Annotated in this window: 16 protein-coding genes; 8 read left to right on the top strand and 8 right to left on the bottom strand. The window is 59.1% G+C overall.

What is annotated here, in order from left to right; genetic code table 11:
* Positions 1–18: 18 nt before the first annotated feature.
* The 4 genes from FBY12_RS02500 to FBY12_RS02485 form a co-directional block, all read right to left on the bottom strand.
* Positions 19–474: a (2Fe-2S)-binding protein gene (locus FBY12_RS02500; RefSeq protein ID WP_092269575.1), complete on the bottom strand. Its 456-nt coding sequence runs from the start codon at positions 472–474 to the stop codon at positions 19–21.
* A gap of 270 nt (positions 475–744) precedes the next feature.
* Complete coding sequence (locus FBY12_RS02495; protein ID WP_256663251.1) at positions 745–1,875, bottom strand: NnrS family protein; 1,131 nt, start codon at positions 1,873–1,875, stop codon at positions 745–747.
* Positions 1,876–2,009: 134 nt separating this feature from the next.
* Positions 2,010–2,258 (bottom strand): transmembrane sensor/regulator PpyR, encoded by a 249-nt coding sequence (locus FBY12_RS02490; protein WP_145250818.1) that lies wholly within the window; start codon positions 2,256–2,258, stop codon positions 2,010–2,012.
* A 177-nt stretch (positions 2,259–2,435) separates the two neighbouring features.
* On the bottom strand, positions 2,436–3,800 hold the full coding sequence (locus FBY12_RS02485; RefSeq protein ID WP_145250815.1) for an FG-GAP repeat protein: 1,365 nt from the start codon (positions 3,798–3,800) through the stop codon (positions 2,436–2,438).
* A 143-nt stretch (positions 3,801–3,943) separates the two neighbouring features.
* Between FBY12_RS02485 and FBY12_RS02480 the strand changes: the two genes are divergently transcribed.
* Both FBY12_RS02480 and FBY12_RS02475 read left to right on the top strand, forming a co-directional pair.
* Positions 3,944–4,777, top strand: a complete 834-nt coding sequence (locus tag FBY12_RS02480) for an AraC family transcriptional regulator (protein WP_145250812.1) — start codon at positions 3,944–3,946, stop codon at positions 4,775–4,777.
* Positions 4,778–5,009: 232 nt separating this feature from the next.
* On the top strand, positions 5,010–8,681 hold the full coding sequence (locus FBY12_RS02475) for a hypothetical protein (RefSeq protein WP_145250809.1): 3,672 nt from the start codon (positions 5,010–5,012) through the stop codon (positions 8,679–8,681).
* Between the two features lie 48 nt (positions 8,682–8,729).
* Here the strand turns inward: FBY12_RS02475 and FBY12_RS02470 are convergent, their stop codons facing one another.
* A complete protein-coding gene (locus FBY12_RS02470) occupies positions 8,730–9,317 on the bottom strand; it encodes a LysE family translocator (RefSeq protein WP_145250806.1) in 588 nt (195 codons plus the stop codon).
* Between the two features lie 140 nt (positions 9,318–9,457).
* On the opposite strand from FBY12_RS02470, the gene FBY12_RS02465 reads away from it, so the two are divergent.
* The 4 genes from FBY12_RS02465 to FBY12_RS02445 all read left to right on the top strand — a co-directional run bounded on the left by FBY12_RS02465 (position 9,458) and on the right by FBY12_RS02445 (position 13,283).
* The gene (locus FBY12_RS02465; protein ID WP_145250803.1) at positions 9,458–10,540 is read left to right on the top strand and encodes a bifunctional transcriptional activator/DNA repair enzyme AdaA; all 1,083 of its coding nucleotides are present in this window, start codon (positions 9,458–9,460) and stop codon (positions 10,538–10,540) included.
* 24 nt (positions 10,541–10,564) lie between these two features.
* Positions 10,565–11,368 carry an isocitrate lyase/phosphoenolpyruvate mutase family protein gene (locus FBY12_RS02460; protein WP_145250801.1) on the top strand — a complete coding sequence of 268 codons (804 nt, stop codon included), beginning with the start codon at positions 10,565–10,567 and terminating at the stop codon, positions 11,366–11,368.
* Between the two features lie 5 nt (positions 11,369–11,373).
* Positions 11,374–11,991, top strand: a complete 618-nt coding sequence (locus FBY12_RS02455; RefSeq protein ID WP_145250798.1) for a DNA-3-methyladenine glycosylase — start codon at positions 11,374–11,376, stop codon at positions 11,989–11,991.
* An 803-nt stretch (positions 11,992–12,794) separates the two neighbouring features.
* Positions 12,795–13,283: a GFA family protein gene (locus FBY12_RS02445; protein ID WP_145250795.1), complete on the top strand. Its 489-nt coding sequence runs from the start codon at positions 12,795–12,797 to the stop codon at positions 13,281–13,283.
* A gap of 138 nt (positions 13,284–13,421) precedes the next feature.
* Here FBY12_RS02445 and FBY12_RS02440 read toward each other — a convergent pair whose 3' ends face one another.
* The gene (locus tag FBY12_RS02440; protein ID WP_145250792.1) at positions 13,422–14,030 is read right to left on the bottom strand and encodes a tRNA-(ms[2]io[6]A)-hydroxylase; all 609 of its coding nucleotides are present in this window, start codon (positions 14,028–14,030) and stop codon (positions 13,422–13,424) included.
* A gap of 159 nt (positions 14,031–14,189) precedes the next feature.
* Between FBY12_RS02440 and FBY12_RS02435 the strand changes: the two genes are divergently transcribed.
* Positions 14,190–15,053, top strand: coding sequence for a universal stress protein (locus tag FBY12_RS02435; protein WP_145250789.1), 864 nt, complete (start codon positions 14,190–14,192; stop codon positions 15,051–15,053).
* Positions 15,054–15,182: 129 nt separating this feature from the next.
* On the opposite strand, the gene FBY12_RS02430 is transcribed toward FBY12_RS02435, so the two are convergent.
* A complete protein-coding gene (locus tag FBY12_RS02430; protein ID WP_008028699.1) occupies positions 15,183–15,653 on the bottom strand; it encodes a DUF1289 domain-containing protein in 471 nt (156 codons plus the stop codon).
* Positions 15,654–16,061: 408 nt separating this feature from the next.
* Between FBY12_RS02430 and acnB the strand changes: the two genes are divergently transcribed.
* Positions 16,062–18,671: a bifunctional aconitate hydratase 2/2-methylisocitrate dehydratase gene (gene acnB, locus FBY12_RS02425; protein ID WP_121733871.1), complete on the top strand. Its 2,610-nt coding sequence runs from the start codon at positions 16,062–16,064 to the stop codon at positions 18,669–18,671.
* 200 nt (positions 18,672–18,871) lie between these two features.
* Here the strand turns inward: acnB and FBY12_RS02420 are convergent, their stop codons facing one another.
* Complete coding sequence (locus FBY12_RS02420; RefSeq protein WP_121733872.1) at positions 18,872–20,152, bottom strand: HAAAP family serine/threonine permease; 1,281 nt, start codon at positions 20,150–20,152, stop codon at positions 18,872–18,874.
* Between the last annotated feature and the right edge of the window lie 334 nt (positions 20,153–20,486).

Here is a 20,486-nt window from a genome sequence, read left to right as displayed (position 1 = left end):
ACTCCCCTCGACGTGGCTTCAACCGATGTCGGCCGCGCGTTTGACCGCAGCGCGAATCCTTGGGTAGGTGCCGCAGCGGCAGATATTGCCGGACAGCGCCTGATCGATGTCGCTGTCGGTGGGTTTGGGGATTTTCGCCAGCAGCGCGGCGGCGGACATGATCTGCCCCGACTGGCAATAACCGCATTGCACCACGTCGAGTTCGGCCCAGGCCTGCTGCACCGGGTGCGAACCGTCGGTAGACAAGCCTTCGATGGTGAGGATTTTTTGCCCGTGGGCGACTGCGGTTGCGGGGGTGATGCACGAGCGCAGCGGCGCGCCATCGACGTGCACGGTGCAGGCGCCGCACTGGGCCATGCCGCAACCGAACTTGGTCCCGGTCAGGTGCGCGACATCGCGCAGAACCCAGAGCAGCGGCATGTCGGCGGGGACATTCAGCTCCTGGTCCTTGCCATTGATATTCAGGGTCAGCATTGCGGATTTCCTCAGACTCACGGTGTTCTGAAGGGCTCGCTGTGACCGCGTCGTTGCAGGGTCGGCGGTCCACGCGCCTCGGGTTTATCCATACAGCTAAGCGCAGATTGACCGCACGGCCAGCTTCAGCGACCGCCGGTCACCTGTGAACCCGCAAATGCCCATGCAGGAACGAGGCTTGCCCGCGAACGCGTTCTGCCAGTTGAAAAAGATATCGACTGACACGACGCCTTCGCGGGCAAGCCTTGCTCCTACAGGGGTTAGGTTGGTTCAGAGTCTGGGTTTGAGCAGGATGGCGCTGTAGTGCAGCAAAAACAGAGCGAACGCGACGCACCACAGCAGCGCCGAAAGGCCCAGCCCGGCGCTGGAAAACGGCACCAGCAGCACTCGGCTCAACCCGGCGAGCACCAACAAGCCGAATCCCAGCACCATGCTTTTGCGCGGTTGCAGCGGTCGGCCGGTGTGCCCGAGGCTGACGCGGGCGATCATCGCCAGGATCAAGCCGCCAATCCCGCCGACCGCCAGCGCATGTGTCGCCAGGCTTTGTTGCGGCATCCACCCGGCGTGCCACAGCGCCATGGCCAGCGCGGCGACCGCCAGCCACGCATACGCCAGATACAACGACCACAGCAACGGCACGCGCCAGATGCCGCGATCGTGCCAGCGCCACAAGCGCTGCACATGCAAAACCGCGATCATCGCGAACAGTGCGCCCAGCCAAATCCGTGGGGTGTCGTTGAAACCGGCAGCAAACGAAAACGCCAGCAGCACGCCGCCGAGCAGCAACATTTTCGTCAGCAATGGCTGCGCGGCGGCAGCGGCAGGACGGTTCAAGCCACGCTGAATAAAAAACGGAATCACCCGCCCACCAATCACGCTCATCAGCGCCGCGACCAGCCACAACGCTGCCAAAACACCGTGGCGTTGCATTGCTGCGTCATCGCTGGCGATGCCCCACAGCGTCAACCCCTGACAGCCCGCCAGCAGCATGATCATCAGCAGAATCGGATAGTTGTCACGTTTGCGCGCCTTCACCAGATCGCGGCCGATGCACCACGCCAGCAACGGCAAAAACGGGACTTGCGCGGCGATTAACAGCGGCGGCGCAATTGGCAGCAGCCAGGCCAGCCGCGCCAGCAGCCACACCATCACCAGACCGATCAGCGGCCAGCCGTTGAGGCCGGGGCGGCCGGTCCAGTTCGGCACTGCGGTCAGCAGGAACCCGGCAATGATCGCCGTGGCAAAACCGAACGGCATTTCATGTCGATGCCACGCCAACATGCCGCCCACCGGTTGCGCGCCGGGTAGACGCCCGTAGAGCCAAAAACCCCAGATAGCCACGGCCAGCAACGCAAACCCGGCGCCCGCCAGAAAAAACGGCCGAAACCCCAGACTGAACACCGCCGCAGAACCTGTAGGAGCGAGCCTGCTCGCGATTGCGTTTGTCCAGTTTCCATAACTTCTGGATGAGAAATTGCTATTGCGAGCAGGCTCACTCCTACAGGTGTTTTGCGTTGTTTCAGTGAGATTGCGCATCAGGCAGCCACAGCGATCAGGTGGGTGCTCAGCCGATGTTGCGCGAGCAGGCGCATCACGTAGCCGATTTTCAGCAGCGTCGGGCCGACGATAGTCATCGCGTGCAGCGTCACCAACAGCACAATCGGCAGATAACCGCTGTGCAGGTAAGCGCCGTAGATGCCGACGAGCAACAGCATCAGGCCAACACCCAGCACTTTGCTGGACAGGTGCAGAACGTTATGAGGATTGCTGAAGAAATCGAACATTTTCCGTACTCCTGATGCGGTTGAGATTTACTTTCAGTAACTCAAAAGCCGTGCCAGGTAAAAAATGACGATGAATCAATAACTTGAATACTGAGCAGTCAATATGACTCGCGCGCAGAGTAGTCGTTATGACGCTATCAACAGTCATAACGACTACACGTAGTCAATCTCGGTCAGTCATGGGTTTTGTTTGACGAAGACCGAACTGAATTCGTAGATATCGCCATAAGCCTGGAACTGAATCGCACCATTGAGCAGTTGCAGGCGATAGCTGAAGTCGTTTTTGTCGTCCATGCCGATCACCAGGTTGCCGGCCTGCAACGGCAGTTTTTTATTGAGCTCCCAGACCCGGTCGTTGCTGATGCGAATGCTCATGTGGATGTCGGCCAATTCGACCCCGCTGGCGTCGGTGGACGGCAGTATTGTCAGGATCAATTCGCCGGTTCTCGGCTCCTCGGCGTTGTTCACCAGGTAGCGTCCTTCGCGTTGACTGGCGACCACCGGCAGCAGCGCCGTGGCCGCGACTTTGAACACCGTCGGCCGGCCAGTGCCGCTGAGGATTTTTTCCGCCGGACCGTGCCAACTGACATCTTGGACGCCGTGCAGGTTGGGCTCGCCCTGCACATACCAGTCGCCGGTGGTTTCGCCCGCCTCGTTCAACTCATGCAGCAGCACCGCGCCATCCTCATACGGCCCGCCGATCAGCCGAATCGGCTGGCCGCTGCCGCTTTTCGGGTAGCGCACTTCACCGACATACGCGGCGCCCTGCACTTGCCACCACAGTTCGAAGGCAATCTTGCCGTTCAGCGTGCCGCGCACCATCACCGGCGCCGTCGCCTCAGGACCTTCGAGATGGTTGCGCTCAGCCCACTGACCGTTGACCAGGTCGCGCTGGGTGATGTCGGTGTAACCCAGCGGCATCAGTGGCGTTGCCTCCAATGGTCGCTGCGCGACTCTGATGGTTTCGGCAATCATCAGTGGCTGGTTGTCCTGAAGCTGCCACGTCCCGGTCTGGCGCCAGCAGCAGCCGCTTTTCGATTGGGTGATCAGCCGGTTGCTCGCCGCGTCCACGCCAAACAGCCCCAGATTCGGTTCGCGGGTCAGCGCCGAAAAAGCCTTGTTCAGCACCAGCGTCGGGCTCTCGGGGTCGGACAGATAAATATCGTAGGAAGGCTCGGCATAACCGCCGTAATTGCCGTTGCGCACGGCCAAGTCTTGCTTGCCGTCGAAATTGAAATCACCGAACAGCAGCAGGTTCTGATCGGCCGCCAGTTCGTTGCTGCCGGGCTTGAACAAGGCAAACGCCTCGGCCGATTCGATGCGTTGCAGCACTGCGCCACTGGCCTTGTCGCGCAGGGTGATGGTCGCCGGAGCGTCATCGAAGGTTTGCGTTGGCGCCTGCGGGTAAACCACGTCGATTGCGTATTTCTGCGCCGGGTCGGCGAGGTGCAGGGTCAGGGGTTCAGCCGCCGCAGCATTACTGGCGCTGGTGAACAGGCTGGCGAGCAGGCAGCTGACGGCGGATAAACGAGGGGCAACCATGATGCTGAGCGTCCTTGCGGCAAATTCGGGGCAGCAAGTCTAGCGACTAACGGTACACACCGATATCTCTGCGAGCTTGCGCCTCGCGCCTTTCGCGCTCAGAACCCATACACTGCGCCACTGGCCTGCCGAGGACGCCAACGATGACGCGCACCGTTGCTCAACACGCTGACAAAGCCCCACGCTTCTGGCGCGACGACGCCCTGCCCTTCATCGAGGCGCGGGCCATCGCCGATGGCCGCGAGGTCTGCTATTCGCGGCATTCCCACGCGCACTTTTCGATCGGCGCGATCACCGCCGGGCGCAGCACTTACCTCCACGAGCACGCGCACTTCGAGGTCAACGCCGGCACCGTGGTGCTGATGAATCCCGGCGATGTACACGCCTGCAATCCGATCGACGACCAACCCTGGTCGTACCTGATGCTCTATGTCGAGACGTCGTGGCTGACTGATTTGCAGCATCAATTGGGTTTTGCCGAAGATCAGGAATTTCGCCGGTTCGCTACCACTCATGTGCACGACGCCAGCCTGTTTGCCGGGCTGAGTGATCTATACGCCGTGCTGGTCGATGAACAGCAAGACATCCTGCGCAAACACAGTGCTGCCGTGGAATTTTTCACGGATGTGCAGCAGCGCCTCAATCCAATCGATCAACCGTTGCGCGAGCCAAACTTCAAACTGCAGCGCGCCGCTGATTACATCCGCGACCACTGCACGCAATTGCTCAAACTGGAAGACATTTGCGCGGCCGCGCAGTTGTCGCCGTCCTATCTGATCCGCGCGTTCAAGCAACATTACGGCATGACGCCGCACGCATTTTTGTTGAATCAACGCATTCAGTTTGCCCAAGAGCAATTGCGCAACGGTAAGTTGATTGCCGATGTAGCGATTGCGGCTGGTTTTGCAGATCAGGCGCACTTTCAGCGAGTATTCAAACAACATCTGGCAGCGACGCCTGGGCAATATCGCGGTTGACGTGGCCTACTGCCGTCAACTCAACATTAACTCTCGCGCAACTTTGGAATTTACAAGTTGCAATATATGGCCAAACTAGCCAGCGCTAAACGCCTGCAACTTGATCACCCGTCTTCACTCACATAAAGACATACAGCAAAACTGACACTGCCCACCTCTTCAATTAGTTTGTTGCGCAAGTTCCGAGTAACCAGAGGAACGCCCAACCCACTTGAAAGATGGAACTTCAATCATGCAATTGCACGATCAGGCCACTGCAACGACAGGCGATGCACTTCAACGTCTTGCCATTATCGAAGCATTGACCAACGCCATGGACGACGATTACATTCGCACTACATTAGCGTGGCCTTGGGATTTACTCGCCGTTGATTGCATCGCTCAGTCGGCTTTCTACGAAATTCATCAAAAAGGCGCTTTTCATCTGTCACAACTGGTACGCCATCCAGAGTTTCTTGAAATTCGCGCGCAGCAATCGATTGCCGAAAATGCCAGTTTCCATGTTGATCAAAACGCACGGGTGTTTTATGTTCGCGAAGATATCAGCACTGTCAGCCGCCCGGGCAACCCCACTGAATATATTTCCAATCGCTTCTTCGGGCGCGTCGACTTTACCGCGCATGTAGTGGGCATCAATGACTTCGACAAAGAACTCAAGTTGCTGTCCCGGGTAGCAAAATCTTTGGGAGGATTCGTTTCTTCCAATAATCGAATCTCAGTAGGCCAGTGGCTACGTTTTCACAGCGTCGCACTTCCGGTTGATGAAGAAAGCACCCGATCATTGATTGATCTGCTCAACTTCGCCGCTATTCCGCAAATCGCCGACACGGGCAACTACTGGCAACTTCTGGACGCTCCCGAAACGTCGCCGTACAGACTAACCGCAGAAAACCGGGCGATTATTCGTCGTATCAGCGCGCAACTCACCGGTAACCAAATGCCTCTGGCCGACTACTTCGGCGCCTCGCTGGTACTGGAAAACGCCGGCTCGGACAAACAGCCGCACAGTCTCGACTATCGCTTGCAGCGGCTGATCAGCGATGCACGGCTGCTGGATGAAACCGGGCAGAATTATATTGATGCGCTGGGTTGGTTCGCCGATGAATCGGGCGCCAGGGCGTCACAGCCATTCATCGAGCAACTGCTGATCGCCGCCGTGCTGCTCGACATCGATGCTGAAGTTGACACGGCTAATACGCGCTTTGGCGGATTCGACATTTACTCGTCGGCGCATGTTCAGCGCCCGCCCGCCGCTATCCGCAGTGGCCTGGAGGCGCATTTGATTGAACGTTGCAACCTGCATCGACTCATCGCGCCACTGGTTGCGGAGCTGGTGTTGGCGGGCATGGCGCCGGAGTATCTGGTGCGCGAAATCCCCCCGTCGTTGAAGGTTGGCACGCCGGGCTGGGTCATCCTCAGCCAGGCAGTGGCCCTGGCGGAAAGCCTGGTGCCGGGCGCTTCCCGGCATATGACTTATCAACAATTGCTCGGTTTCAGCCCGGTTTCTGGCTTCACCCCGCAGCTCAAGGAGTTGCACGCGGTGGCCGGCATTGACCCGGTCGTGACGTGGGCGCTGATGAATGGTCTGATCCAGCGCGATACGGATGGCAACCTGAGCCTTGAAGTCATCAACACGGCCATTGATGCCTACAACCGCCATGTCGAATCCCTGTCCAGGGCGCTTGGCGCGATCAATCGCCCGATTCCCCGACGCAAGGCCATTGCCTTGATGGAGCTGACCGCCGACGTGCCGGAATGTGATCCGCACGAACAGCTGGTCAAGCACCGCGGATCCGGCGGCGGTGCCGGACGCAAAGTTTCGGTGCTGGATTTGTACATGAGTGACCAGTTGCATACCCAGGACTGGGGGCGGCTCAGGGGGCGCGACATCTATGCGCAATTCCCCAGACTGAAAGACCTGCTGCCGGTTTCAGATCTTTACGAAACGGCCATCCATAACCATTACAACGATCTGAAAGAGGGACTGTCGACCACCATCCGCTATGTGTTTTCACAAATGGTCGAATCCGACCGCAGATTTATCGAAAAGGGCCGACTGGGCATTTATCGCGTAGAGGCCTTCAAACCGCATCATTCTGCCGGATCAATTCCACAAGCGACACGCGAGCGAACAGGCCGGTACGGCGTCATCATCTGCGCCGAACTGAACGGTGTCCTGGTTCGATGCTATGAGTTGTTCCCATTACGTTCGCAATGCCGCACGCGGATCGAACTCAGGGACACTGTGGGCAAGTTCCTGTTTGCGCAGGAACCGGTCGGCAGCACCCGAAGCAACTTCGTCGAAGACAATGGCATTCTCGATACGCCACTGGACATGGACGCCTACTTCAAAAACAGCGTGCCTCGCAGTGACGCAACTTCGGCGGTGTACGTGCGCAAAATAGCTGAATTCGAGGGCTCCCTACAGCCAGGCCTATCCGATAAACCAATGGCCTACTTCGACTCCGATCACATTAAAGCGATCAGTGATTCCATCGCCCAGCAACACCCCTTTCTTACCGAAGGTGAACTGGCAGACATGGGCCGCGACAGCACCGCACAAGAGCTGGCGTCGGAAAAATTCGACACAATCTTCAACGCGCTGCTGAATCTGATCATTCCGTTCAAGGAATGCATCGAAGGCTTGTCCTCCGGCGTGCCGGCACGCCAGCGCGATGCCATCGCCAATTGCGTAATGGATGCAACGGTTATTGCATTTGTCTTTGCCAGTGTTCCGGCGCAAGTGGCCAAGGCTGTTGGCAAGACTGCTTCACTGGCGACCAAGTTGTTGTCCGCTTCCAGAATTGGCGCACGCACCGTCGCTTCACTGTTCAACCCGGTGGACGGCTTACCGACGCTGATCAACGGTGGCCTGAAGTTGATTGGCCGAGGTGCAATCAAATTGGCCGGGCATGCTGTAACGTCAGCTCAGATTGTCCGGGGCCAGCTGCATCGACTGACCGGCGCCAACGCCTACAACTTGCCGCGCGCTATCGATCACACCGGGGCGGCCGCACAAATCCGCAAGTCGCTGGACACTGTTTCGCTGGCGCGCGTGCTGTTCAAAGATGACAGCATCACAGCACTGGAACACGTCGTGGCGCGGCTGAGCGACAAAAACATCCCATTCCCCAAGAGTGCCGATCCCGCCGAGTTACAGCACTTGTTCAACACTGCCGCCAGAGACGCCGCACTCCAACAACAGAATGTGCAAGCGTTGGGGGCGCTCATCGGCAAGGATTCAGTTGAAGAGCTGATAAGTGCAACTATCGCGATGTTCGGCGTCCGTTACACAGGAGAGACCTACTCAGCAACAAAATACGCAGAGCTGTTGGGCGACGTCGCCGAGATGGAAACCAAAAAAGCCATTTTCCTGACGAATCATCAACAAGGCTTGTTGAAACTCGATCTGAACAAAGCGCCGTACGATGCCATTCTGCCGGAAGCAGTTTTCAACCCCCGAGGCTTCACCGACCCGGCACAGCGAGCCGCAGCCTGGATGGTCAACGGCGCGACATCTCAAGCCAGCGACTTCGACAACTTCGTAACGGTGCTGCGTGAGTACGCGGGCAATAAACATTCCCTCACTGACCCGGCAGTCATCACGCAAATCCACAAAAGAGTTGCCCCTGAAGACGTGGGACGATTTCGTGGAGTAGGCTTCGAAACGAAGTATGGCAGCAGCATCGCCGGATATGCCCTGATGGAACAGCATCTGAAAATCCTCGAGGCCACCCATCAGCATTTTGACAAACAGTTGCTCGCTGCCGTGATCGGTTTCCAGGCATTTGGCGATGGCAATGGTCGAACCGCCAGTGCGCTCTACGCGATCAGTCAATTAAGGGCGGGTCGATTTATACCGCTGCCACGAGACGTGGTTGATTCGCTCAGCGGAATTCGTTGACGTCTATTCCGTGCTCCGCTTGACGGGGCACGGTTCAATGTTCAAACGTCACGCCCACAGCAAATACGCCGCACTGCCCGCCAGCAATAACGCCATGCTCCGATTGAACAAACGCATGCCTGCCGGGTTATTCAGATACCCGCGCAAGAATGTCCCGGCATACGCCCAGCAACCGACCGACACATAACAAATCACCAGATACACCGCGGCAAACTGCCAGATCAGCCGCGCCTCGCCATTGGCGACAAACGCGCCCATCCCCGCGACGCAGGCCAGCCAGGCTTTCGGATTCAGCCATTGCATCAACGCGCCATACAACATCGACGGTGCCCGTCCCGAATCCTTGGCATTCACCTGGCCGTCATCGCTTGCCAGTTTGAACGCCATAAACAACAGAAACGCCACCCCGGCCCACTGGACCACTTGCGTCAGCCCCGGCCAGATTTCCAGCAATTCATGCAGCCCCAGGCCCATCAACACCAGCAACAGCACAAACCCCAGCGTCGCCCCCGCCACATGCCGCTGACTGGCCCGAAAGCCGTACCGCGCGCCGGAACTCAACGCAACAATGTTCACCGGCCCCGGCGTTATCGACGCGACCAGGGCAAACGCCGCCATGGAAATAATCAGACTCATCACCGACCTTCTTCAATTCAACTGAACCGGCGCCCACGTTAGGGCGCACACGCGGGCCTGTATTGAACAAAACTGCCCTCGGCCAATTCTCTGTCGATTTACCGGTGGAGGCGCCGCACGCGCGGACCTATGCTCTGCCCATGAACCTACAAAACGCTGCTCTGCCGCCCCACGCCGAGATGGTTCGCGCCATGCTTGAACGCGACACCGCGTACGAAGGGGTATTTTTTACCGCGGTCAAAACCACCGGGATTTTCTGCCGGCCGAGTTGCACCGCGCGCAAACCGAAACCGGAGAACGTCGAGTTCTTCGCCCACGCCGACGAGTGCATGTCCGCCGGTTACCGCGCCTGTCTGCGCTGCAAACCGCTGGACGCCGCAGCGATCGCGCCGGATTGGGTGCAACGTTTGCTGAGCCTGGTCGATGCCGAACCGGAGCAGCGCTGGAGCGATGCGCAGCTGCACGTCGAGGGCATCGAGCCGCTGAAATTGCGTCGCTGGTTCAAGCAGCATTTCGGCATGACCTTCCACGCGTGGCTACGCACCCGCCGGCTCGGCATGGCGCTCGGTGGAATCAAACAAGGCGAATCGATCGACAACGTCGCGTTCGATTCCGGTTATGAATCCCTGAGCGGTTTTCGCGAGGCGTTTCAGAAGTCTTTTCACGTCACACCGGGCCGCGCGGCCAACAGCGAGCCGTTGCTGTTCACCCGCCTGACTACGCCGCTGGGGCCGATGATCGCCATGGCCGAGCGGCGCGGTCTGGTGTTGCTGGAGTTTCTCGATCGGCCGGCGCTCACCCGCGAAATCGAACAGTTGCAGCAGCGTTATGGCTACGCCGTCGCGCCGGGGCACAACGCACATTTGCGCCTGATCGAGACCGAACTGGCGCAGTATTTCGCCGGCCAGTTGCAAGCCTTTACCGTGCCTTTGCATACACCGGGCAGCGAGTTTGCCCGGCAGGTCTGGGCCGAACTGGCGCAAATCCCCTACGGCCAGACCAGCACTTACAGCGCCATCGCCGCCCGGCTGGGCAAACCCGGCGCCAGCCGCGCCGTGGGTTTGGCCAATGGGCATAATCGGCTGTCAATCGTGCTGCCCTGCCATCGGGTGATCGGCGCCGACGGCTCGCTGACCGGGTATGGTGGCGGGCAGCCGCGAAAAGCGTTTTTGCTCAGGCTGGAAAACGCGGCAGTACAGCTGACTCAACCCTTGGCATTCTGATCATTTCAAAGAGAAGGACATTCGATGGAAGCGCTCGACCAGCAATTGCACAACCTGCATCAGCACGGTTTGCTGATCCTCACCAACGTCGCCGATGCCGCCGGGGCGCGGCTGGTCGAGCAATTGGGCAGTAAAGCGGTGGCCACCAGCAGCGCAGCGGTAGCCTGGGCCCACGGTTATCCGGACGGCAACGCGCTGCCGCTCGAACGCCTGGTGTCGACGGTGGAATCCATCGCGCGGGTGATTCGCGTGCCGTTGACCGTGGACATCGAGGCCGGATATTCCGATGACTTGACGCGGGTCGCCGAGGTGGTCGAAGCGGTGCTCGCGGCCGGTGCGGTGGGCATCAACATCGAGGACGGGGCGTCGTCGCCGCAGGTGCTGGTGCGCAAGATCGAAGTCGCCCGGCAAGTGGCGCAACGGCGCGGCATCAAGCTGTTTATCAACGCACGCACCGATGTCTACCTAAAAGCTCTGGTGCCTGCCGAGGAACGTGTCGCCGAAACGCTCAGGCGTGCGGCGCTGTATCAAGCGGCTGGCGCGGACGGCTTGTTCGCGGCGGGAGCGACCGCGGAATACGAAATTGCGGCGATTTGCCAAGGCACTTCGTTGCCGGTCAACGTGCTCGGCCTCGCGAATCTGCCTGCGCCCGACGTGCTGAAAACCCTTGGCGTGCGGCGCTTGAGCGCCGGGTCGAGCATCGCCGAATTTCTCTATGGCGCGATGGCCGGGCTGGCGAAAAGTTTTCTTGAAACCGGCAAGCTCGACAGCCGCGATTTGCGCGCGTTCAGCTATGGCGAAGTCAACAACCTGCTGGGACCGCGCTGAGTGGCATGACCGACATTTATCAGCCAGCCAGCGAGTTTCTGGCATTGATCGATGACGACTGGCGACGGCACATCGCCGCCGTCGGGCCGTGCCTGCATCAACCGCACCCGGCACGCGATCCCTATGAATCGCTGGTGCGGGCGATTGCCTACCAGCAACTGCACGCCAAGGCGGGCGACGCGATTGTCGGCCGACTCCGCGCATTGTTCCCGGACGATGCCTTTCCCCGGCCCGAGCAGATTCTGGCGACTGACTTTGCGCAGATGCGCAGTTGCGGGTTCTCGGCGAGCAAGATTGCAACCATCCAAGGCATCGCCCAGGCAACGCTGGACGGCGTGGTGCCGGATTACCCGACGGCGCTGGCGATGGACGATGAAATGCTGATCGAGCGGCTGATCACGCTGCGCGGCGTCGGCCGCTGGACCGTGGAGATGCTGCTGATCTACAGCCTGGAGCGCCCGGATATCCTGCCGGCGGATGACTTCGGCGTACGCGAGGGCTACCGGCGCATGAAGGGCCTGGCGGTGCAGCCGACCCGCAAGCAGATGATCGAAATCGGTTTGGACTGGACGCCCTATCGGACAGTCGCAGCGTGGTACCTGTGGCGAGTGCCAGCCAGGTAGACGGCGTCATCGTTGTTCGCGAGCAGGCTCACTTCTACATTTGAGTGGTGTTGGGCACGTAACTTCTGGGCGGCGCAAATTACCTGTGGGAGCGAGCTTGCTCGCGAAAGCGGCGTGTCAGCCAGCGTTATTGTTGGATGTGCCGCAGCTATCGCGAGCAAGCTCGCTCCCACATTTTGGTTTTTGTAATTCTGGGAGAAAGGGGTGGGCTGTCAGGGAGCTATCGCGAGCAGGCTCACTCCTACAGGGATTGCGCACAGCAGGGAGAATAGGTCGGCTATCAGGCCGCCTCGCGGCGCTGTGGCGGTGCCCGCCCCCTCGTGAGGCCGAGCGCAGGTTCTGCGCAGTGGGCAACCCGGCAAGGATGCCGGGTTAGCCGCCCCCGGCCAGGGATGGCCGATGGCGGCGGGCCCACGGAGCAGGACCGGAGCGAGGGCATGCCAAGCCTGGGCGAGGCACCGAACGAAAGGGGCAAGAGCGCTTTGGTTACTTTCGCGCTTCTCGAAAGTGACTCGCTGTAAGAGCGAAACCCAATGCCGCCGTGACCGCAGGAATGGATATGTACATCCGACAAGAACAGGTTGGCTGATAGAGAGCTATCGCGAGCAGGCTCACTCCCACATTTGGATCCTTGTACATCTGGGAGAACTCGGTCGGCTGTTAGGGAGCCATCGCGAGCAGGCTCGCTCCTACAGGGATTTGTGTGCGTACAGGTGGCGACGGGCGACGCGATTCTGGTGCCGGTGGAAAATCGCTGAGGGTCTAGGCTGTCTTGAATCGATCAAGCACAGTCGGAGGTTTCCATGCAGCTCGAAGGTTCCTGCCATTGCGGCGCGGTATCGTTCGATTTGACCAGCGCCCATCCCTATCCGTATCAGCGTTGTTATTGCTCGATCTGTCGCAAGACCCAGGGCGGTGGCGGCTACGCGATCAACATCAGCGGCGACGCCAACAGCCTGAAAGTGCGCGGGCGCAAACACATCGCGATCTACCATGCACGACTCAAGGAGGACGGCGCCAAACGCGCGCATACCAGCACCGCCGAGCGGCATTTTTGCTCGGTATGCGGCAGCGGGTTGTGGCTGTTCAGCCCGGAATGGCCGGAGCTGATTCATCCGTTCGCCTCGGCCATCGACACCCCGCTGCCAGTGCCGCCAGAGCACACGCATTTGATGCTGAGTTCGAAAGCGCCGTGGGTCGAGGCCAGGGTTCGCCCCGAGGACAAGGTATTTGATGTCTACCCCGAAGAGTCGATTGCGCAGTGGCATGAGCGGTTGGGCCTGACTCGCTGATACTCGGCAAACAGGCGCCCACAAACCCTGTGCACTTAGCCAGGCAACCCGTTGCCTGAGCGTGTTCTGGCGTCAACGCGCCGAATGATCATCGTTCCCACGCAGAGCGCAGGAGCGATCAGTTCAATCAAACGCGGGTCAGGCAGCGGTTGGCACGCCGCTGTGGAAACGGAATTCCACGTCCGGCGATTCGATCAATTCCTGCTCTGCCGCGCGCACGCGCTCGATGACCTGGGCGATGTCCTTGGCGTCACCGTACTGGTAAGCCAGTTTCAGATAACCCTGAAAATGCCGCGCCTCGCTTTTCAGCAGGCCGAAATAGAATTTGCCCAACTCTTCATCCAGATGCGGCACCAGCGCCTCGAAACGCTCGCAACTGCGCGCCTCGATAAACGCTCCCACCACCAGCGTATCCACCAGTTTCACCGGCTCGTGGCTGCGCACAACTTTGCGCAGGCCCGAGGCGTAACGCCCGGCGGACAGTTGGCGCAGCTCGACCTTGCGTTTTTTCATCAAACGCATGACTTGCTCGTGGTGCACCAGTTCTTCACGCGCGAGGCGCGACATCAAATTGATCAGATCGACGTGGGAGTGGTACTTGGCGATCAGGCTCAACGCCGTGCTGGCGGCCTTGAATTCGCAGTTCTTGTGGTCGATCAGCAGCGTGTCCTGATCGGCCAGCGCGGCCTGGACCCAGCCGTCGGGGGTGCGGCAACCGAGGAATTCGTGAATTTCGGGAAGGATCATGGGGCTCACGGATAAAGGGTTCAAAACGAAGGGCGCCGATTATACCGGCCTGCCCGCAGACCACCAGCCGCTGCCGTTGATATGCATCAAGTCCCGTGTTGGCGGGCAGCAACTATAGTTGTCCAACGCAATGCCTTTCACTTTCTGGAGATCCCGCTCATGCAAGCCATTCGCAGCATTCTGGTGGTCATCGAACCGTCCCCGGACGAAAGCCTGGCGCTGCGCCGCGCCAAATTGATTGCGGGCGTGACCCAGGCGCATTTGCATTTGCTGGTGTGCGACAAGAAGCATGATCATTCCGAACACCTGCGCGAGCTCAAACAAGCCGCGCTCGAGGAAGGCTACAGCGTCACCACCGAGCAGGCGTGGAACGAGAGCCTGCACGAAACCATCGTCGATGTGCAGCAAGCCGAGGGCTGCGGACTGGTGATCAAACAGCATTACCCCGACAGCCCGCTGAAAAAGGCCCTGCTGACCCCGGCCGACTGGAAACTGCTGCGCTACTGCCCGACCCCGGTGTTGCTGGTCAAAACCGCCAAACCGTGGACCGGCGGGGTGATTCTGGCGGCCATCGATGTCGGCAATACCGACGGCGAACACCGCACGTTGCACGCGTGCATCGTCGATCACGGCTACGACATTGCGAGTCTGGCCAAGGCGAAATTGCATGTGATCAGCGCGCATCCCTCACCAATGCTGTCGGCCACCGACCCGACGCTGCAACTCAGCGAAACCATTCAGGCGCGCTATCGCGAGCAGTGCAAGGCGTTCCAGGCCGAATTCGATATCGACGACGATCACCTGCATATCGAAGAAGGTCCGGCGGATGTGCTGATTCCGTTCATGGTGCACAAACTGCAAGCTGCGGTGACGGTGATCGGCACAGTGGCGCGGTCGGGGTTGTCCGGGGCGTTGATCGGCAATACTGCGGAAGTGGTGCTGGATGCGGTGGAGAGTGATGTGCTGGTGCTGAAACCGGACACGATCATGGATCATCTGGAGGAGATTGTTACGCAGCATTGAGATTGTGTGGCGTCTGGATGGACGCCTTCGCGGGCAAGCCTCGCTCCCACAGGGTATGTGTTGATCACAACTGTTGTGAACGCCACAGATCCAATGTGGGAGCGAGCTTGCTCGCGATGCTTTTAAGCTTTAACCGCCGAACGCGTCTTTCAAAAAGCCTGGCGCGATATAACGCTGGTAATGCGCCTCCGACAGCAGAAAAAACTCCCGATCAATCGCATCGCGCAATTCCGGCAGGTTCCAGTCGCGAAACTCCGGCATCAGTACCATCCCGTAAGCCTCCAGGTTGTTGATGACCCGCGCTCCGCGAGCAATCAACTGATAGGCCCAGCAATATTCCGACTGATGCGGCACAAAGCGGATCTTGCGCTGTTCGAGCTGCAAGCGCAGGCGCTGCGGGTCGAACACTTCGAGCTTGCTCGCCATCACCTGCGACAACAATTGCTCCAGACGCAGCCACACCGCGCGTTTTTCCTCCTCGTTGTAACCATTCCAATTGATCACTTCATGGTGGAAACGCTTGCAGCCACGGCACACCAGGTCACCGTAAACGGTGGAACAGAGGCCGACGCAGGGGGTTTTGATGGTCTGATTGGGCATAGGTAGGCAAAACACGGGAAAGCAGAACAGGTCGGCATGTTAGCCCTTTGTCTAACATTCATCACCCCTCAAAGTTCAGGGGCTAACTTACGTTTATATTTTTTTTGCCGTAGAATCAGCCAGCCTTTTAAGGCGCCAATGTCCGTTTGAAGCTGTTTTCAAAGCGTCACGAGCACAGTCGTTCCTTCAGAGCGGTGTTGGCGAAGGGTTTTTCCAGCGGGGAAAAGCTCTACGCCAACCCTCATCAGCTCCCCGTTCTGCAGGCGTAAAACTTTGAAAGCAGCTTCTGTAAGGAATTGCCGGTAATTCTGGCTAAGTGGCCCACAACGCCATGCAGCGCATGAGTACGGCAATTTCGGGATGAGCGTCCCGGACACCCATTTGGGACCACTGATGAGGGTAATAACTGTGCTTGAAGCCTACCGCAAACATATCGAAGAGCGTGCAGCACTGGGTATTGTTCCCCAGCCGCTAAACGCCGAACAAACTGCAGGCCTGGTCGAGCTGCTGAAGAATCCCCCGGCTGGCGAAGAAGCTTTCCTCGTTGACCTGATCACCAATCGCATTCCACCTGGCGTGGACGAAGCCGCCTATGTAAAGGCCGGTTTCCTGTCCGCCCTGGCCAAGGGCGAAGCAACCTCCCCTCTGATCGACAAAAAACGCGCTGTTGAACTGCTCGGCACCATGCAGGGCGGCTACAACATCGTGACCCTGGTTGAGCTGCTCGACGACGCCGAACTGGCCCCGGTCGCTGCTGCGCAACTCAAGCACACCCTGCTGATGTTCGACGCGTTCCACGACGTGGCGGAAAAAGCCAAGAACGGCAACGAACACGCCAAAGGCGTTTTGCAGTCCTGGGCTGACGGCGAGTGGTTCAAAAACCGTCCGACCCTGGCCGACAAGATCAGCCTGCGCGTGTTCAAGGTCACCGGCGAAACCAACACTGACGACCTCTCCCCTGCCCCGGACGCCTGGTCCCGCCCGGACATCCCGCTGCACGCCCTGGCCATGCTGAAAATGGCCCGCGAAGGCATCGTGCCTGACGTCCAAGGCGTGACTGGCCCGATGAAGCAGATCGAAGAAATGCGCGGTCAAGGCTTCCCGATCGCCTACGTCGGCGACGTGGTCGGCACCGGTTCGTCGCGTAAATCGGCAACCAACTCCGTACTGTGGTTCTTCGGCGACGACGTTCCGCACGTGCCGAACAAGCGTGCCGGCGGTTTCTGCTTCGGCAGCAAAATCGCTCCGATCTTCTACAACACCATGGAAGATGCCGGCGCCCTGCCAATCGAATTCGACGTCACCAACATGCACATGGGCGACGTGATCGACCTGTACCCGCATGCTGGCAAAGTCTGCAAACACGGCACCGACGAAGTCCTGACCACCTTCGAAATGAAGACGCCAGTGCTGTTGGACGAAGTGCGTGCCGGCGGCCGTATCCCGCTGATCATCGGTCGCGGCTTGACCGACAAGGCACGTGCCGAGCTGGGCCTGGGCCCAACCGACCTGTTCAAACTGCCTGAAGCACCTGTCGACACTGGCAAGGGTTTCACCCTGGCACAGAAAATGGTCGGCAAGGCGTGCGGTCTGCCGGAAGGCAAAGGTGTGCGTCCTGGCACCTACTGCGAACCGAAAATGACCACCGTCGGCTCTCAGGACACCACCGGTCCAATGACCCGTGACGAACTGAAAGACCTCGCGTGCCTGGGCTTCTCGACCGATCTGGTGATGCAGTCTTTCTGCCACACCGCGGCCTATCCAAAGCCGATCGACGTGACCACCCACCACACCCTGCCAGACTTCATCATGACCCGCGGCGGCGTTTCCCTGCGTCCGGGCGACGGCATCATCCACTCGTGGCTGAACCGCATGCTGCTGCCTGACACTGTCGGCACCGGTGGTGACTCGCACACCCGTTTCCCGATGGGCATTTCGTTCCCGGCCGGTTCCGGTCTGGTCGCATTTGCTGCAGCCACCGGCGTTATGCCGCTGGACATGCCGGAATCGATCCTGGTGCGCTTCAAAGGCAAGATGCAACCGGGCGTTACCCTGCGTGACCTGGTTCACGCGATTCCTTACTTCGCGATTCAGGCTGGCCTGCTGACCGTCGAGAAGAAAGGCAAGAAAAACGCTTTCTCGGGTCGCATCCTGGAAATCGAAGGCCTGGACAACCTGAGCATCGAGCAAGCTTTCGAGCTGTCCGACGCCTCGGCTGAACGTTCGGCTGCCGGTTGCACGATCAAGCTGTCGAAAGAATCGATCACCGAATACCTGAACTCCAACATCACCCTGCTGCGCTGGATGATCGGTGAAGGTTACGGCGATCCACGTACCCTGGAACGTCGCGCTCAAGCGATGGAAGCCTGGGTTGCCAACCCTGAGCTGATGGTTGCCGACGCTGACGCCGAATACGCTGAAATCATCGAAATCGATCTGGCCGACATCAAAGAGCCTGTGCTCTGCGCGCCAAACGATCCGGACGACGCCCGTCTGCTGTCCAGCGTTGCTGGCGAAAAGATCGACGAAGTGTTTATCGGTTCGTGCATGACCAACATTGGTCACTTCCGCGCTGCCGGCAAGTTGCTGGATCAGGTCAAAGGTCAGCTTCCAACCCGTCTGTGGCTGTCGCCGCCGACCAAGATGGATGCTCACCAGTTGACCGAGGAAGGCTACTACGGCATCTACGGCAAGGCTGGCGCGCGCATGGAAATGCCGGGCTGCTCGCTGTGCATGGGTAACCAGGCACGTGTCGAGCCGAATTCGACTGTAGTGTCGACGTCGACCCGTAACTTCCCGAACCGTCTGGGCGATGGCGCGAATGTTTACCTGGCTTCGGCTGAGCTGGCGTCCGTTGCTTCGATCCTGGGTCGCCTGCCGACCGTCGAGGAGTACATGGAATACGCTGGCAAGATCGATAGCATGGCGGCTGATGTTTACCGTTATCTGTCTTTCGATCAGATTGCGGAGTTCCGCGAAGCTGCTGCGAACGCTAATATTCCGGTGGTTCAGGCTTAAGGGTTTTATGGTTTAAGCCTTTGAGTTGAAAGACGCCGCGTGTCGAGAGATGCGCGGCGTTTTTTTTGGTTTTTTTTGGTTGGGGTATATCCGTTATTTGGGTGATGACGGGGATGGATCACACAAAAACCCAAGGCAAAAAAAACGGCCAACCCACATCGGGTCAGCCGTCATCACTTCATAAAACCAAATCGCAGCAATCAAACACTCAGCGAATAAATCAACGCCGAAATCGCCACCAGTCCTACAGCCGTCACAAACACATTTGACGCTTGCCCACGATAGCGCGCCATCGCCGGCACCTTGCGAATCGCATACATCGGCATCAAAAACAGAATCGCCGCAATAATCGGCCCGCCCAGCGTCTCGATCATCCGCAGAATGCTCGGGTTCCACGTCGCAACAATCCAGCAGACCACCAACATGAACGCAGCCGTCATGCGGTCCAGCGCCTTGGGCGACGGACGCTTGCCGCTCTTGACGATCAGCCCCTTCAGACCTTCGCTGGCGCCAATGTAATGGCCGAGGAATGACTTCGAAATCGCCACAAACGCAATCAACGGCGCCGCAAACTCGATGGTCGGATTGCTGAAATGGTTAGCCAGGTACGACAGGATCGACAAATTCTGCGCCTTCGCCTCAGCCAACTGCGCCGGCGACAGTGTCAGCACGCAACTGAACACAAAGAACAGCACCATCACCACCATCAACGCATGCGCGCGCGAGAGGATCTGCGAGCTGCGCTCTTCGGCGTGTTCACCGTAGCGACGCTTCTGGTCCACGGCGAATGCCGAGATGATCGGCGAGTGGTTGAACGAAAACACCATCACCGGTATCGCCAGCCACAACGTGTGCAGCAGCGCCGATGGCTCGGGCAGGGTCGAAGCGGTGCTGAGGATGCCGCCGTTCCAGTGCGGAATCAGGAACACGGCCAAAAACAGCAGCGCGACGATAAACGGATAAACCATCAGGCTCATGGCTTTGACGATTACCTGCTCACCGCAGCGCACCACCGCAAGCAAACCGAGGATCAGTACAAACGACAGCACCACTCGCGGCGGCGGCGCGATGTGCAGTTGGTGTTCGAGGAAACTGCCGACAGTGTTGGTCAGCGCCACGCTGTAGATCAGCAGGATCGGGAAGATCGCGAAGAAGTACAGCAAGGTGATCAGCGCGCCAGCCTTGATGCCGAAATGCTCTTCAACCACTTCGGTGATGTCGGCGCCTTCACGGCCGGACAGCACAAATCGGGTCAGGCCACGGTGCGCGTAGAACGTCATCGGGAACGCCAGAACTGCCAGCACCAGCAACGGCCAGAAGCCGCCCAGGCCCGCGTTGATCGGCAAAAACAAGGTGCCCGCCCCGATCGCCGTGCCAAACAGGCCCAGCATCCAAGTGGTGTCATGGCGATTCCAGCTTTCGAGCGTCGCTGGTTTCGCTGCTACATAGCGTTCGTCGACGCTATTGGCCTGATCATTCATCCGGTGGGATCTCCGCATTCCGGTCAGTTGCTACCCGACCAGGACGAGTCGGAAAAACCCGACAGGCAGCGCCCTGGTCGAAACAGGGGCGCGATTGTCCGGGATTAACGAGCAGAAGCAAAGACTTAGCTGAGGAGCGGTTGTGCGGATCAGATCCCGGCAGCGCCACAAGCCCCAGTGGGAGCGAGCTTGCTCGCGATGACCGTGGGTCAGTCGAAAGTGATTTCAAATGTGAGGACACCATCGCGAGCAGGCTCACTCCTACAGGGTTATTCAGTGTTGGGGAGCGTGTATTTCGTCTGGCGGACTCATCCGATGCTTGATAAAGGTTCAT

The sequence above is a fragment of the Pseudomonas sp. SJZ131 genome (assembly GCF_007828705.1).
Lineage (GTDB): Bacteria > Pseudomonadota > Gammaproteobacteria > Pseudomonadales > Pseudomonadaceae > Aquipseudomonas > Aquipseudomonas prosekii.
This window is presented reverse-complemented; position numbering and strand designations above follow the sequence as displayed.